The 14439-nt window shown below is 71.3% G+C and carries 14 protein-coding genes; 6 read left to right on the top strand and 8 right to left on the bottom strand.

What is annotated here, in order from left to right; translation table 11 throughout:
- Positions 1-67: 67 nt before the first annotated feature.
- From ADK55_RS09635 to ADK55_RS09625, 3 genes are all read right to left on the bottom strand, one after another.
- Positions 68-820, bottom strand: a complete 753-nt coding sequence (locus tag ADK55_RS09635; RefSeq protein ID WP_053677070.1) for a GntR family transcriptional regulator — start codon at positions 818-820, stop codon at positions 68-70.
- A gap of 137 nt (positions 821-957) precedes the next feature.
- A complete protein-coding gene (locus ADK55_RS09630; protein WP_053677069.1) occupies positions 958-2109 on the bottom strand; it encodes a DUF4190 domain-containing protein in 1152 nt (383 codons plus the stop codon).
- A 144-nt stretch (positions 2110-2253) separates the two neighbouring features.
- Positions 2254-3825 carry a S8 family peptidase gene (locus tag ADK55_RS09625; RefSeq protein WP_053677068.1) on the bottom strand — a complete coding sequence of 524 codons (1572 nt, stop codon included), beginning with the start codon at positions 3823-3825 and terminating at the stop codon, positions 2254-2256.
- Positions 3826-4089: 264 nt separating this feature from the next.
- Between ADK55_RS09625 and ADK55_RS09620 the strand changes: the two genes are divergently transcribed.
- Together ADK55_RS09620 and ADK55_RS09615 are read left to right on the top strand one after the other, a co-directional pair.
- Complete coding sequence (locus ADK55_RS09620) at positions 4090-5202, top strand: pyridoxal-phosphate dependent enzyme (RefSeq protein ID WP_053677067.1); 1113 nt, start codon at positions 4090-4092, stop codon at positions 5200-5202.
- Positions 5203-5401: 199 nt separating this feature from the next.
- The gene (locus ADK55_RS09615; protein ID WP_078998704.1) at positions 5402-6238 is read left to right on the top strand and encodes an isocitrate lyase/PEP mutase family protein; all 837 of its coding nucleotides are present in this window, start codon (positions 5402-5404) and stop codon (positions 6236-6238) included.
- An 82-nt stretch (positions 6239-6320) separates the two neighbouring features.
- Here the strand turns inward: ADK55_RS09615 and ADK55_RS09610 are convergent, their stop codons facing one another.
- The 4 genes from ADK55_RS09610 to ADK55_RS09595 form a co-directional block, all read right to left on the bottom strand.
- A complete protein-coding gene (locus ADK55_RS09610; RefSeq protein ID WP_053677066.1) occupies positions 6321-7121 on the bottom strand; it encodes a trypsin-like serine peptidase in 801 nt (266 codons plus the stop codon).
- A complete protein-coding gene (locus ADK55_RS09605) occupies positions 7118-8116 on the bottom strand; it encodes an alpha/beta hydrolase (RefSeq protein WP_420713609.1) in 999 nt (332 codons plus the stop codon). Before ADK55_RS09605 ends, ADK55_RS09610 begins: the two co-directional genes overlap by 4 nt.
- A gap of 373 nt (positions 8117-8489) precedes the next feature.
- Entirely contained in the window at positions 8490-9524 is a 1035-nt protein-coding gene (locus tag ADK55_RS09600) for an alpha/beta hydrolase (RefSeq protein ID WP_420713612.1), read from the bottom strand.
- Positions 9525-9886: 362 nt separating this feature from the next.
- Positions 9887-10324, bottom strand: a complete 438-nt coding sequence (locus ADK55_RS09595) for a MarR family winged helix-turn-helix transcriptional regulator (protein ID WP_199826480.1) — start codon at positions 10322-10324, stop codon at positions 9887-9889.
- Between the two features lie 186 nt (positions 10325-10510).
- Between ADK55_RS09595 and ADK55_RS09590 the strand changes: the two genes are divergently transcribed.
- From ADK55_RS09590 to ADK55_RS09580, 3 genes are all read left to right on the top strand, one after another.
- Entirely contained in the window at positions 10511-11500 is a 990-nt protein-coding gene (locus ADK55_RS09590; RefSeq protein WP_053677064.1) for an SMP-30/gluconolactonase/LRE family protein, read from the top strand.
- A 552-nt stretch (positions 11501-12052) separates the two neighbouring features.
- Complete coding sequence (locus ADK55_RS09585; protein WP_053677063.1) at positions 12053-12319, top strand: type II toxin-antitoxin system Phd/YefM family antitoxin; 267 nt, start codon at positions 12053-12055, stop codon at positions 12317-12319.
- Positions 12312-12575 (top strand): type II toxin-antitoxin system RelE family toxin, encoded by a 264-nt coding sequence (locus ADK55_RS09580; RefSeq protein ID WP_053677062.1) that lies wholly within the window; start codon positions 12312-12314, stop codon positions 12573-12575. Before ADK55_RS09585 ends, ADK55_RS09580 begins: the two co-directional genes overlap by 8 nt.
- Positions 12576-12709: 134 nt before the next feature.
- Here the strand turns inward: ADK55_RS09580 and ychF are convergent, their stop codons facing one another.
- Complete coding sequence (gene ychF, locus ADK55_RS09575; RefSeq protein ID WP_053677061.1) at positions 12710-13798, bottom strand: redox-regulated ATPase YchF; 1089 nt, start codon at positions 13796-13798, stop codon at positions 12710-12712.
- Between the two features lie 134 nt (positions 13799-13932).
- Here ychF and ADK55_RS09570 point away from each other — a divergent pair, with 134 nt between their 5' ends.
- The gene (locus ADK55_RS09570) at positions 13933-14430 is read left to right on the top strand and encodes a DUF6542 domain-containing protein (RefSeq protein ID WP_371591441.1); all 498 of its coding nucleotides are present in this window, start codon (positions 13933-13935) and stop codon (positions 14428-14430) included.
- Positions 14431-14439: the final 9 nt, after the last annotated feature.

Raw genomic sequence — 14439 nt, 5'->3', positions numbered from 1 at the left:
GCGGCCTCCGGGCCCCCCGCCCGGCGGCGTCGGGCGCCACCCCGGGCCCGGCCGCCGATCCGGCCGGTCACCGCACCGGCAGGTGGTAGGCCAGGCGGTAGCGGTCCGCCGGGACCACGACGTCGGCGGTCTCCACGGCCAGCCCGGAGGCGAAGTAGGTGCGGCTCACCACCAGCACCACGTGCCCGGGCACCCCGCCCAGGGAGAGGATCTCCTCCGCGAGACCGGGCCGCGCCCCGACCTCCTCCACCACGTTGTCCACGACGACGTCGATCGCGGCCATCCGGTCCACCACCCCGGACCCGCCCAACGGGCCCTCCTCCGGCAGCATCACGGGCGTCCGACCGGTGACGGCCAGCGGCTCCCAGGAGGTCGACAGCATCATCGCCTCCCCCGCGTCGCGGAAGACGTACCGGGTGCGCATGACCCGGTCCCCCGGCTCGATGCCCAGCCGCGCCGCGATGTCGGCCGAGGCCTCCGTCTGCTCGCTGCCGGACTCCCAGGTGCCGCGGGCGCCCGACTCCGCCTGCTCCTGCCGGAAGGGCGTGGAGGCGCCCCCCGTGCGGTAGCCGGAGCGGGCGACCCGCCGGGGCACGGGCTGTTCGCGGACGTACGTGCCGGACCCGGACCGGCCCTCGACGAGCCCCTCCGCCATGAGGACCTTGCGCGCCTCCAGCGCCACGGTGTCGGAGACCCCGTACTCCTCGCGGATCCGGGCTTGCGAGGGGAGCCGGGCGTGCGGGGGCAGGGACCCATCGACGATCTTTTGTCGCAGATCCCCGGCGACGCGCAGATAGGCCGGCTGCTCACCGAAAGTCACTGGCCACTCCCATCAGGTTGACAGACAGCTACACCCTGGCAACCGACGGTTGTGCACCGCAAGCAAGGGCCAGAGTTTCACTCGAAGTGATGAAGCCAGGTCACTCAAACCCGTTACCGCGCGTTACACGGAAGCCCTCAGGTCGACTCCATCCGCGGACCGCGCGAGGGCTCGTCCCCCGGGTCCGCCAGCCAGTCCGGAACCCGCGTCGAAAGCCCGTACGCCCCGCGCAGTTCCTTCTCCGTGTCGACGTCGAGCGACCACACCGCCCGGTCCCACGCCTCGTCGAATTCGGCCGGCTTCGTCGCCCTCGCCGCGCGCTGCCACTCCTTGCGCGCCGCCTCGACCTCGCCCAGCTGCGCGCCCGCCGCGGCGCCGATCCCGGGCCGCCCCGAGACGCGTCGCAACAGCGCGGCCTGCACGGCGAGCGCCGTGTCGACCTCCCGGGCCCATGTGCGGCACTCGGACAGTGCCTCCTCGGGACCGCCCTCCGGTTGGCGCGCGAAGGCCTTGTCGACCCCGTTCATCGCCCGCAGGAACTCCGCCTGCTCCGGTTTCAGCATCCCGGCATCCTTGCGCAGGCTGCCCCGGTGTTCCTCACTCGACGTGCCGATGACGCACAGCAGACGCCGGTCGCCCTCGCGCCACAGCGCGCGCGTGGGGACGAAGTAGTACATCTCCGCGTAGGCGGGCACCGCCCACGTGTCCATCGCGTACGCGTCCTGCGCCTCCCAGCAGACGTCCGTCGCGGTGGACTCCAACCCGTCGTCGCCCGGGAAGGGTCCGTCGTCCAGGAGGGTCGAGGAGGTCACCTCGGCGTGGTGCACCTCCGTGCAGTCGACCGCGTGGACGAAGGTCGACTGCTTCATGAGGTCGCCGCCCGGAACGTTGAAGCAGTCGCCCGGCGCCATGTCGTCGATGGCGGTCCGGGAGCCCTCCGCGTCGTCGCGCGCGACCACCGAGGAGTCGAGGTACCGGGAGAAGGAGTCCGCGTACTGCTGCGTGACGTAGGCCGCGACCACGGTCATCACCACGGAGACGACCAGGCCCACGACGGCCAGCGCCCTGCCGCGCTCCCGCTTCCGCGCGATCTGCACCAGCGCCACGACGCCGAAGACGATGCCCAGCGGCGGCAGGCAGAGCAGGCCGACCAGCAGCGAGGCGAGGGCGAAACCGTTCAGCGCCGGCGGCCCCTGGGGCGGGGGCGGGGCCCACAGGGCCTGCGAGGAGGGCGGGGCCCACGGATTGGCCGGACCGGTGGGAGGGGTCGGCGGGGGCGGGTAGGTCACGAGGCGTGGTGCTCCATCACAAGGGCGCGAACGAATGCGCGAATAGTACGCAGCGGGGGCGACCGCCCTGTGGTCGCCCCCGCGGTTCATCGCCCGGCCGTACGGGTCTCCCCGCACCGCCTGCCCCTCCTCAGGGGCGCCCGGTCAGAACTGCAGCGCCCAGGAGTCGATCTTTCCGGTGTCCGCGCCCGCGAGGTCCGCGACGCGGAGCTTCCAGACGCCGTTGGCGACCTCGGAGGAGGCGTTCACGGTGAAGGTCTGGACGATGTTGTCCGCGCTGCCGCCGGTGCGGTTGCGCAGGTTGTACAGGGTGCCGTCGGGGGCGACCAGGTCGACCTTGAGGTCACCGACGTAGGTGTGCTTGATGTCCACCGGCACGCTGAGGGTGGCCGGGGCGTTGCCGGAGATCCCGCTGACCGTGATCGGCGACTCGACGGTGGAGTTGTCGTTGATCGCGTAGTCGGTCAGGTTCTCGAAGCGGGTGCCCGGGTTCGGCGGGGTGGTGGAGTTCCCCACGTTCAGCAGGCGGTTCGGGGAGCCGGTGCCGGCGCCGGTGACCACGTTCGGGGTGGCGGCGGCCACCAGGCCGGCCGAGACCTGCGCCGGGGTGCTCGTCGGGTTCTGCGACAGGTACAGGGCGGCGGCGCCCGCCACGTGCGGCGAGGCCATCGAGGTGCCGGAGATGGTGTTCGTGGCGGTGTCCCCGGTGCCCCACGAGGAGGTGATCGAGGAGCCCGGCGCGAAGAGGTCGAGGATGGAGCCGTAGTTGGAGTAGCTCGCCTTCGCGTCGGTGTTGGTGGTGGCGCCGACCGTGATCGCCTCGGGGACGCGCGCCGGGGACTTGGTGCTCGCGTCGGTGGACTCGTTGCCCGCCGCGACGGCGTAGGTGATGCCGGCCGCGATCGAGTTGCGGACGGCGGTGTCGAGGGCGGAGTCGGCGCCGCCGCCGAGCGACATGTTGGCCACGGCCGGCTTGACGGCGTTGCGGGTCACCCAGTCGATGCCGGCGACGACCTGGGCCGTGGTGCCCGAGCCCTGGTTGTTGAGGACGCGAACGCCGACGATCTTGGCCTTCTTGGCCACCCCGTACGCCGTGCCGCCGACGGTGCCGGCGACGTGGGTGCCGTGGCCGTGGCCGTCCTGGGCGGTGTTGTCGTTGTCGATGGCGTCGTAGCCGTAGGAGGCGCGGGTGCCGAAGTCGGTGTGCGAGATCCGGACGCCGGTGTCGATGATGTACGCCGTGACGCCCTCACCGGCCTTGTCCGGGTACGTGTAGCTGTTGTCGAGCGGGAGTGCCCGCTGGTCGATGCGGTCCAGGCCCCACGACGGCGGGTTGGGCTGGGTGGCGTCGACGGTGAAGGTGCGGTTCTGCACGACGGACTTGACGGCCGGGTCGGCGGCGAGCTTTCTGGCCTGCGCCTCGGAGACCTCGACGGAGTAGCCGTTGAGGGCGGCGCTGTAGGTCCGGTCGATGCTGGCCCCGTACCGCTTGGCGACGGCCTTCCCGCTGTCCGCGGTGGAGCGGGCGGCCGAGTCGTTCAAGGTCACGATGTAGCTGCCGGGGACGGCGCCCGAGGCGCCGGCGTTCTCGATGACGCCCTGCGGGCCGTCCGCCGCCGAGGCGGGTAACGCGGCGGCGGCGGCGAGCACGAGGGCCACGCCGGCGGTGGCGCTGATGCCGGCGATCTTCCGGCGGGTGTGACGCATCACGGACATGTGAGGGGTCCTCCTCATAGGTGGTGCGCTGCGGGGGGTGCGGTGCGTGGGTGGGTGCGATGCGGTGTGGTGCGGCGGGTGTGGCGGGTGTGGCGGGGCGCACGGGAACGGGACCCGAAAAGACATGGCCATGACAAGCCGTCGGATCCAACGGGCCCTCGCCTACGAAAGGTTGACCCACCCTCTCGCCATCCCACAAGAGGACAACGGACGCGTAACATCCGTGCCATACAACGGCCATGAAAGAGCAAAGGCGATCCGCACATGACGCACGCACTGCCTGGCTACGTCTGCCCCGAGGACGGCACCCGTGCCGACGTCCGCACGGCGCCGTGGTGCTGCCCGGTGTGCGCCGGACCCTGGGACCTCGACTTCACACCCGATCCGGCCGGCCCGCTGGAACCGTCGGCCGGACCCAACTCGCTGTGGCGCTACGGCGCCGCGCTCCCCCTGCCGGGGGCGTTCTCCGTAACCCTCGCGGAGGGCAACACTCCGCTCGTTCCGCTCGTGGAGCGGATTCACGCCAAGCTCGACTTCCTGATGCCCACGCTGTCCTTCAAGGACCGGGGCGCGGTCATGCTCGTGGAACTGGCCCGGCGACTGGGCCCGGAGCGGGTCGTCGCCGACAGCAGCGGCAACGCCGGAACGTCCGTCGCGGCCTACTGCGCCCGCGCCGGCCTGAGTTGTGAAGTTTTCGTGCCCGAGGGCACCTCGGAGAAGAAGACCGCGCAGATGCGGGCGCACGGGGCGACCGTCCGGGTGGTGCCGGGCGGCCGCGAGGCCACCGCCGCGGCCGCCCGGGCGGTGGCGGACGAGCCGGGGGTCTTCTACGCGAGCCACGTCTTCAACCCGTACTTCCTCCAGGGCACCAAGACGTACGCGTACGAGGTCTGGGAGGAACTGGGCGGGCGGCTGCCGGAAGCCCTGGTGGTCCCCGTGGGCAACGGCACCCTGCTGCTCGGGGCCGCGCTGGCGGCGGAGGAGCTGGCCCGGCGCGGGGTACGGCCGCCCGCGCTCATCGCGGTGCAGGCGCGGGAGGTGTCCCCGCTGGCGGCGGCCTTCCACGCGGGCGCCGAGGACGCCGCCCCGGTGCCGCAACGGCCCACCCTGGCCGAGGGGATCGCCATCCCGGCGCCGCCGCGCGCCCGGCAGATCCTCGCGGCGGTCCGCAAGTCCGGCGGGACCTTCGTGACGGTGTCGGAGGACCGGCTGCGGGCGGCCCAGCGGGACCTGGCGGCGCGGGGCCTGTTCGTCGAGCCGACGGCGGCGGCCTGCTGGGCGGCGGTCGCGCCGGGCGCCCCCTCGGACCCGCTCCAGGGTCGGACGGCGGTCGTCCCCCTGTGCGGCGCGGGCGCCAAGACGGGGCTCGCACCCTGACCGCCCGGCCGGCTGACCGCCTGCCCGCCCGCCCGGAGCCCCGCGGGGCCCGCCCGGGGGCGGCCGGGCGGCGGAACGGCCGGGCAGGGAACGGGCGGACACCGTGCCTGCCGGGCACCGGACACCGGACACCGTGCCTGCCGGGCATCGTGACGGAAATTCGCCGGCCGCCGGCCGCCCCGGCTGCTGGACTGACCCCGTGAACGACATCCTCGATCCCGCCCGCCGGGCCGCCCAGGTCGCCCGTGCCACCGCCTTCGCCGGCCTGCACACCCCCGCCTCCCCACTCGCCCTGGCCAACGCCTGGGACGTGGCCGGTGCCCGTCTCGTCGAGGCGGCCGGCGGGGCCGCCGTCGCCACCACCAGCGCCGGGGTCGCCTGGTCCCTCGGCGCGCCCGACGGGGACGCCCTGGCCCGGGACCGCGCCCTGGACCTCGTCGCCCGGGTGGCCGCCGCCGTGTCGGTGCCCGTCACCGCGGACATCGAGGGCGGCTTCGGCGCCGACGCCGCCGGGGTGGCGGAGACCGTGGCCGGGGTACTGGCCGCCGGCGCGGTCGGGATCAACATCGAGGACGGCAACCGGGCGCCCGCCGATCACGCGGAGCGGCTGGCCGCGGCCCGCGCCGTCGCCGAGACGGCCGGCGTCCCGCTCTACGTCAACGCCCGCGTGGACACGTACCTCTTCGGCCTCGGGGAGCCGGGTGGCCGGCTCGACGAGACCCTGAGGCGTGCCGCCGCCTACCTGGAGGCCGGCGCCACCGGAATCTTCGTCCCCGGAGTCACCGATCCCGCCACCGTCGCCGAGCTCGCCAAGGGCATCGACGCCCCGCTCAACGTCCTCGTCGGCCCGGGCGCCCCCACGGTGGCGGAGCTCGGCGCCCTCGGCGTCGCCCGGGTCTCCCTCGGATCGTGGATGGCCGAGGCCGCGTACGCCGTCGTCCGCCGGGCCACGGAGGAGATGCTCCGGGAGGGCACGTACACCTCCCTCGCCGGGTCCCTCCCCTACGGCGAGTTGAACGCCCTGCTCAAGGGCTGAGCACCGGGCCGGGGGTGAGGGTCGGGGGGATCGGAGATCGGGGGCAGGTCAGCAGCCGGGTTCGGCCCGGGGCCCGGGCGGGTCAGCCGCGCGCCGCGCTCTCGTACAGCGCCTTGGCGCGCTCGTCGTACAGCGCCGCCGTGGAGTCCACGTCCGTGTCCCCGCCGCTCAGCACCCCGATCAACCGGCCCGGCTGCCCCGACCCGCCCCGGTCGGCGATCCAGGGGCTGCCGCTCGTCCCCGTCCAGAAGCCCGAGCAGGCGATGTACAGCATGTCGGGGTCGTTCTCGTCGTGCCGGGTCTGGGTGGTGCAGGAGACGGGCTGGTTCCGCGGGTTGTGCCCGGACTCCGGGTAGCCGACGACGGTGACGTCCCGTTCGTACCCGGAGGTCCAGTCGGCCTTCGGTGCCTCGCCGCGGCCGACCCGGTCCTGGAGGCTGCGCCCGTTCTCGTCCGGCTCGACGGTGAGGAAGGCGAAGTCGACGGTGTCGTCGCCCCACTTCCTCCAGCGGTCGTCGACGTGGACCGAGCGGACCTTCCACACGCCGAGGGGCGGATGGCCGTCGCCCTCGCCGGAGAAGGCGGGCGCGAAGGCGAGCGCGCCGATGGCGAGGCCGTCGTGCGCGACCTGGCCGGGCACCCCGTCCTCGCCGGCGGGGACCACGCAGTGCGCGGCGGTGGCGACGACGTTCCCCTCGGGGCTGTCGACGACGCTCGCCGTGCACCAGTGCTCCCCGTTGGCCGTGAGCACCCCTACGGTGGGGAAGGGGTGCACCGGCCGCTCCTGGAACGGCTTGAGGAATCCGAGGGCGAACACGGCGGCGAACACCGCGGCGATCCCGGCGGCCGCGGCCGCGGACACGCCCTTCGCCCTCGTGCTCATCTCGCCTCGGGCGCGCCCACGCTGGTCGGGGTCGGCGCGGCCATCACCTTGCTGATCCACGCGAGGGAGCCCTCCTTCATGCCGCGTACGTACGACTTTCCGTTGTGCTCACCATCCTGGATCACCTGGAGGCGGGTGTGCACGGGGCCCTTCCCGTAGCTGTTCATGAACTTCTCGGCGAGAGCGCGACCGCTCTCCTTGGTGCCGATCTGGAAGTTGACGTATACGTCCGGGCCACCCTCCTTGATCAACTTCGCGGCCAGCCTCTCCGGGTTGTTCGCGTCCATGGCCTGCCTGTTCCCCTTCCACAGCGGGGAATCGGGGACCATGTCCACTCCGCTGGCGATGACCGCCTTGAAGCGGTCGGGGAACTTCAGGACGTGCTTGAGGGCACCGAAGCCGCCGGAGGAGGAGCCCATGAAGGCCCAGCCGTCACGCGAGTCGAAGGTGCGGAAATTGGCCCGGGTGAAAGCGGGGATGTCCTCGGCCATCCAGGTGCCCATCTTCGGCTGGCCGGGAATGTCCGAGCCGTCGAAGTGGTGCTTGGTGTCCGCGTTGATCACCGGCATGACGAGGATGAAGGGCAGGCTGGTACCGGTCTTCACCCCGTTGCTCACGGCCTGCTGCAGACCGAGGCCGGGACCCGTCCCCCAGTAGTTCTTGGGGTAGCCGCGACCGCCGGGGAGCGAGATCAGGACCGGGAAGGCGCTCTTGGCGTACCGCGGGTCGTCGTACTCCTTCGGCGCCCACACCCACACGTCGCCCTTGAATCCCGACTTCGCGCCGGTGATGGTCGTCTGGGCGATCTGGGTGCCGTCCGGCAGCCGGGAGCTACGGACGAACGAGGCCTTCGGACCGGTGGGCATGCGCACGCCCGGTGTGACGTCCCCGGTGGCCGCGGCCGGCTCGTGGGACGCGCCGAAGGACACCGGATCCCCTATGTCCGAGAAGACGCCGAACGCGTAGGCCGCCGCGCCGCCCCCCGCGAGGGCCACGGCGAGGGCTCCGCCGATCAGGGCCGGGCGCCTCCTTGGGCGACGTCGTCCGTCGGTCGCGAGATGCCGTCCATCGGTCGCATGGTCGGCGTCACGTTGTTGTTCTTGCAGCACGACTTCTTTTCCCGTTCCTTCTCCTGCGCTCGCACCGAGCGCGGGTCGGACCGACAGGTCCCCCCTGTGCACACCTGTCAGAGTTGTGAACGACGTGATGGGTTGCCTGGGAGCGGGGCGACGTGGCGCGCGCCACCCGGACCGGTGTGCGGACCGCTCGGGCGCGGGGCGGGGTCTGTCGGGGCCGTGGTCCGTCGGGGTCGGGGCCCGTCGGGGGACCTGTCGGGGTCGGGGCCTGTCAGGGGGGTCTCGGGGTGGGTCACCCGGCTTCCGGCTTCGGGCCCTTCAACACCTTGCTGATCCATTCCAGCGAGCCTTCCTTCATGCCGCGCACGTAGTGCCAGCCGTTGTGCTCGCCGTTCTGTATGTCCCGGATGGTGATCTTGACGGGACCCTTGCCGTACTCCCGCTGGAACTGGAGCATCCGGTCCTTGCCCGTCTCCTTCGTCCCGACCTGAAAGTTGATGTAGACCTCCGGGCCGTTGGCGTCGATCAGCTTCTTGGCGAGCTTCTCGGGATCGTTCGCGTCCATCTCCGCCTGGTGACCCTTCCAGAGCGGGGAGTCGGGAACGATCTCGCCACCACTGGCGATCACGGCTTTGAACCTGTCCGGGTGCTGGAGGACCTGCTTCATCCCGACGAAGGCGCCGGAGGAGGAGCCCATGAAGGCCCAGCCGTCGCGGGACTTGTACGTACGGAAGTTGGCGCGGGCGAAGTCCGGTATGTCCTCGGCGAGCCACGTGCCCATCTTGGGCCGGCCCGGGATGTCCGCGCCGTCGTAGTAGTACTTGTTGTCCGGGTTGAGTACGGGCATCACCAGGACGAACGGCAGGCTGGTGCCGGCGCGGACGCCCTCACTGACGGCCTTCTGCAGACCCAGGCTGCGGTCGGCCCAGTAGTTCGCCGGGAAGCCGTTGCCCCCGGGGAGCGCGATGAGCACCGGGAAGGCGCTCTTCTCGTACTCCTTCTCGCCGTACTCCTTCGGCGTCCACACCCAGACGTCCCCCTCGAAGCCGGACTTGGCGCCGGCGAGGCGGGTCTTGGCGATGATCGTGCCGTCGTCGAGCTTGGCGGTCTGCTTGAAGTCGGACTTCGGTCCGACGGGCAGCGACACGTCCGGATCACCGGTCGGCGGCGCCGGCGCCGCCGGGGAGGAACCGCCCGGCTTCGGGTCGTCGGACCCCACCGCCGCCGGGACGTCCTTGCCGAAGCTCACGCTCTCCCCGTTGCCGGAGAACCACTCGTTCTTCCAGGCGGCGAACCCGCCGGCGCCGAGCACCACCACGAGCACCAGGGGCACGCCGACCCACAGGGCGCGCCGGGAACGCCTGGGCCCGCGCGGCTCGGGCGACGGCCGGTCCCCCTCGGGCGGCTGGTACGACCGGTCCGGACCGTACGACCGGTCCGGCCCGTGGTACGACCGATCGGGATCGTACGGCTGGTCATCAGGCCGCGGGCGCTGCGGGTACTGGTGCACGAACTTCGCTCCGAACGGTCATGGCTGCCCCAGCGGGACAGAACGGCTGGGCATCCCTTCAGTCCTGATGCACGAGAACTGCCGGGAGTTCCAAACCAGACAAAAACATGACACGGATCTCACCGCGGGAGCACGGGGTCAGCAGGCGGGGACCGGGGTGCGCCCCGGGTCGCCCTCACTCACTTCAGGGTGCCGAGCACCCGTGTACACCGGCCCAGCAGCTCGACGAGCCGCTCGCGCTCCTCATCCGTGAACTCCGCGGCCAGCGCCCGCTCCACCCGTACCGCACCCGCGTCGGCCAGCTCCATCACGGCCCGCCCCTCGATCGTGAGCCGCGTCTCCAGGACGTTGCCGTGCCATTCATGCGCGGTCCGCTCGACGAGGCCGCGCTCCTGGAGGTTCTTCAGGACGGTGTTCATCGTCGGCGGGGTGACTCCGCACAGCCGGGAGAGCGCCGCGGCGGAGATACCGGGCTTCTCGGCGAGCCAGAGCAGGGCGGCGTACTGCGGAACCGTCACCGCCGCCGGCTTGCACGCGGTGTTCTTCGCCGCGAGGAGGGCCTGCTCGGCGCGCTTGAGGTGAGAACCGATGCGCTCCTCGGCGGGCATGGAAGTCATTCCGGCATCCTACGACCCTTGCCAATCATTAGACCTCTAACATACATTCGCACTCGCCTGATCGAATGCCCCCTCACGATGCCATGCATCCGATCAGCCATGCCCGCGCGCCACGCCCCTTGGCCGACGACCGATGCCCACTGCTGCCCACTGATGCCGACTGATGCCGAGAACGGGAAACCGACGATGAAGCTCGCACCTGCCACCAAGCTCCTGACCCTGCCCCTGACCGCTGCCCTCGCCGGCGTTCTCGCCCTGGGCACCGCGCCCGCCCAGGCAGCCTCGGACACCCGCGTCTCCACCGCCTTCTCCCTCCCGGGCGCCAAGATCTACCCGGAGGGCATCGCGGCGGACGCCCGCACGGGCACGGTCTACGTCGGCTCGTACGCCGACGGCACCGTCTACCGCACCCGCCCCGGCCACCGCACCGCCGAGGTCTTCCTGCCCGCGGGCACCGACGGCCGCGACACCGCGAACGGCCTCTTCGTCGACGACCGGGGCCGCCTGTGGGTCACCGACTCCACCACGGGCGTGGCGGTGTACGACACCCGCACCGGCACCCGCCTCGCCCACTTCGAGGTCACCGGCGGCGAACCGTTCTTCGTCAACGACCTGACCGTCACCCCGGACGGCACGGCCTACCTGAGCGACAGCGTCCGCGCCGTCGTCTACCGCGTCACGCCCGCCCAACTGGCCACCGGCTCCGGCCCATTGGAAGCGGCGTACGACCTGAGCGACCGGCTGACCCCGTCACCGGCCGGCAGCTTCCCCCTCAACGGCATCGTCGCGGACCCGGCCGGCCGCTACCTGCTCACCGTCGACATGACCGCGGGCGACCTCCACCGCATCGACCTGCGCACGGGCGCCCTCTCCCGCGTCGCCCTCAGCGGCGGCGACCTCAAGGCCGCCGACGGCCTGCACCTCTCCCCCGGCGGCGTCCTGCGCGTGGCCCACAACACCACCAACACCCTGACCCGCTGGCAGCTCACCCCCGACGGCACCCGTGCCCGCCTGACCCGCACCCTGACGGACCCGGGCCTCCAGATCCCCACGACCCTGACCCGTACGGCCGGCCGCACCCTGATCGTCCGCTCCCAGTTCGACCAGGGCGGCCCCATGAACCCGGGCCACGGCACCCCGACCACCTTCACGATCGCCTCGACCCGAGCCCTGTGACACCCAGCCACCCCGGCCCCGGCCGCCCCACGACCATCGTCGACCTCCTCGATCAGCAGAAGGAGACACCATCGACCCCTCCCGGCATGAGCCGCGGGCCGCTACGTGAAGCCGTGACCGCACTGCCGGACCGGATGCGCCCGCCACGCGCGGAGGGCTGGTTCACGGAGGGCTGGTTCGCGGAGAACCCGGACCGCCTCCCCGAGGCACCACGCCACACCGAGCTGATCGACGGAGCCGTAACAATCCGCGTTCGGTTGCTCACACGAGCTGCACAGGTGCACGCCGCAAGGCGCCCCGCAGGTCAGCACCAAGTCGGCACGGGAATGCAAAAGGGGTCGGACTCGCAAGAGCCCGGCCCCTTCTGAAGTGCGCATCTGACGAAACTACCTACACGTTGAAGCGGAACGTTCAGCACAGGGCTCCGACCTGCAGAAACGCGGTTCTGAACGTGGCCATCCAGCACCGATCCAGCACGGTGCGAGTTCATCCAGCACGTCCAGCACACCCCCCGCGTTGTGTACACATGGCACACTCTGTACGCTTGGGCGCATGAGTCAGATGCCCATAGAGTCCATCCGCGACGTGCGCGCACACCTGGCCGAGGTCGTGGAGCGCGCGGACCGCGACGACGTGCCCACGGTGATCACGCGCCGAGGCAAGGAAGTCGCCGCCGTCGTCTCCATCGACGTGCTGCGCAAGTATCAGGAGTGGGAAGAGCGCGAGATCAACCGGATCATCGACGAGCGCATGGCCAACCCGGCGCCCGGAATCCCGATCGAGGACATCATGAGGGAGACGCTGGCGCGCAGTGAGTGAGTACCGGACCGTCTTCCGGCCCGAGGCGCAGGCCGAGCTCCGGAAGATCCCTCGCGACGTGGCGCTGCGCATCCTGGCCAAGCTGACCGAGCTGGAAACCGACCCTCTCGGCTTCAACACCACCGCACTCGTGTCCCAGCCCGAACGTCGCCGCCTCCGCGTCGGCGACTACCGCGTCGTCTACACGATCGACAACGGGGAATTGGTGGTCTGGGTCGTTCACGTCGGACACCGGTCCACCGTTTACGAGGCCTGATCGCCGCTGACCCCGCGTCAGAATATCCAGCACCAATCCAGCACGGTGACGACGAAGGGGTCGGGCTCAACAGAGCCCGACCCCTCCTGACCTGCATGTTTGCCACGTCAGCGACGTGGTGTTATTTCATCCGCTCAGACGTTGAAGCGGAACTCCACCACGTCGCCGTCCTGCATGACGTAGTCCTTGCCTTCCATGCGGGCCTTGCCCTTGGCGCGGGCCTCGGCCACCGAGCCGCAGTCGACCAGGTCGGCGAAGGAGATGATCTCGGCCTTGATGAAGCCGCGCTGGAAGTCGGTGTGGATGACGCCGGCGGCCTCGGGGGCGGTGGCGCCCTTCTTGATGGTCCAGGCGCGGGTTTCCTTCGGGCCGGCCGTCAGGTAGGTCTGCAGGCCCAGGGTGGTGAAGCCGACGCGGCCCAGCGTGGCCATGCCCGGCTCCTCCTGGCCGACCGACTGGAGGAGTTCGAGGGCTTCCTCGTCGTCGAGCTCGATCAGCTCGGCCTCCAGCTTGGCGTTCAGGAAGATCGCCTCGGCCGGGGCGACCAGGGCGCTCTGCTCGGCCTTGAAGGCGTCGTCCGTCAGCTCGTCCTCGTCGACGTTGAAGACGTAGAGGAAGGGCTTGACGGTGAGCAGGTGCAGTTCGTGGAGGAGGTCGCCCTGCTCCGCGCCCTTGCTGATGCCCTGCGAGAAGAGGGTGTGGCCCTCTTCGAGGATCTTCTGCGCCTTCTCGACCGCGGCCAGGACCGCGACCTTCTCCTTCTGGAGGCGGGACTCCTTCGTCAGGCGCGGCACCGCCTTCTCGATGGACTGGAGGTCGGCGAGGATCAGCTCGGTGTTGATCGTCTCGATGTCGTCCTTGGGCGAGACCTTGCCGTCGACGTGGACGACGTTCTCGTCCTTGAAGGCGCGGATGACCTGGCAGATCGCGTCCGACTCGCGGATGTTCGCGAGGAACTTGTTGCCCAGGCCCTCGCCCTCGGAGGCGCCGCGGACGATGCCCGCGATGTCGACGAAGTCGACGGTGGCCGGGAGGACCTTCTGCGATCCGAAGATGCCCGCGAGGACGGCCAGCCGCTGGTCCGGGACACCGACGACGCCGACGTTCGGCTCGATGGTGGCGAACGGGTAGTTGGCCGCCAGCACGTCGTTCTTGGTCAGGGCGTTGAACAGGGTCGACTTGCCGACATTCGGCAGGCCGACGATTCCGATCGTGAGCGACACGTTGGCGACTTCCCGTAGCTGGAGGGGGCGGCGGCCCGGGATGGGCCGTCGGACAGTTTACTTTCCGATGAGTGGCGCTCGTTGTACGCGTGTCCGGGCCCTCGGACAGGGGCCTCCCCGCCTAGTTTGGTGGGGTGGAGCACTACAGGGCGCGTTCAGTACGTCACCCGCGGGAGCAGATCCCGAGGCAGCAGACCCCGGGGGCGGCTCGCCCGACGAAGCCGGCCCCTGCCCGGCGGCGGCTGCCCCGGCCGCGGCTGACCGGCCTCGGTGGCGGGCTCTTCGCGTGTGTGGCGATGGCGGTGGTCGCGGGGATCGTCTGGCTGCTGTTCGACGCGTCGCTGTTCGCTTACGGGCTGCTCTTCCTGCCCGTGGCCGCCACGACCGCGCTCTGGGTGCGTCCCGCCGACCTGATCACCGCCCCCATCAGTGCCCCGATCGCGTTCGCGGTCGGGGTCTGGCCCGTCTCCGGGGGTTCCGGTGGCATCGGCGGGCAGCTGATGGGGATCGTGTCGGCGTTGTCCCTGCACGCCGGCTGGCTGTACGCGGGAACGGTCGTCGCGGCCCTGATCGCGCTGGTGCGCAAGGCCGTGCTGATCGGGAAGCGCCGCATGCCCCGCCGGGTGGTCTGAGCCCACCCG

Origin of the sequence: Streptomyces sp. WM4235, from assembly GCF_001279725.1 — a bacterium.
Taxonomy (GTDB): Bacteria; Actinomycetota; Actinomycetes; order Streptomycetales; family Streptomycetaceae; genus Streptomyces.
The sequence above is the reverse complement of the archived record's forward strand: the minus strand, read 5'-3'. Positions and strand labels throughout refer to the sequence as shown.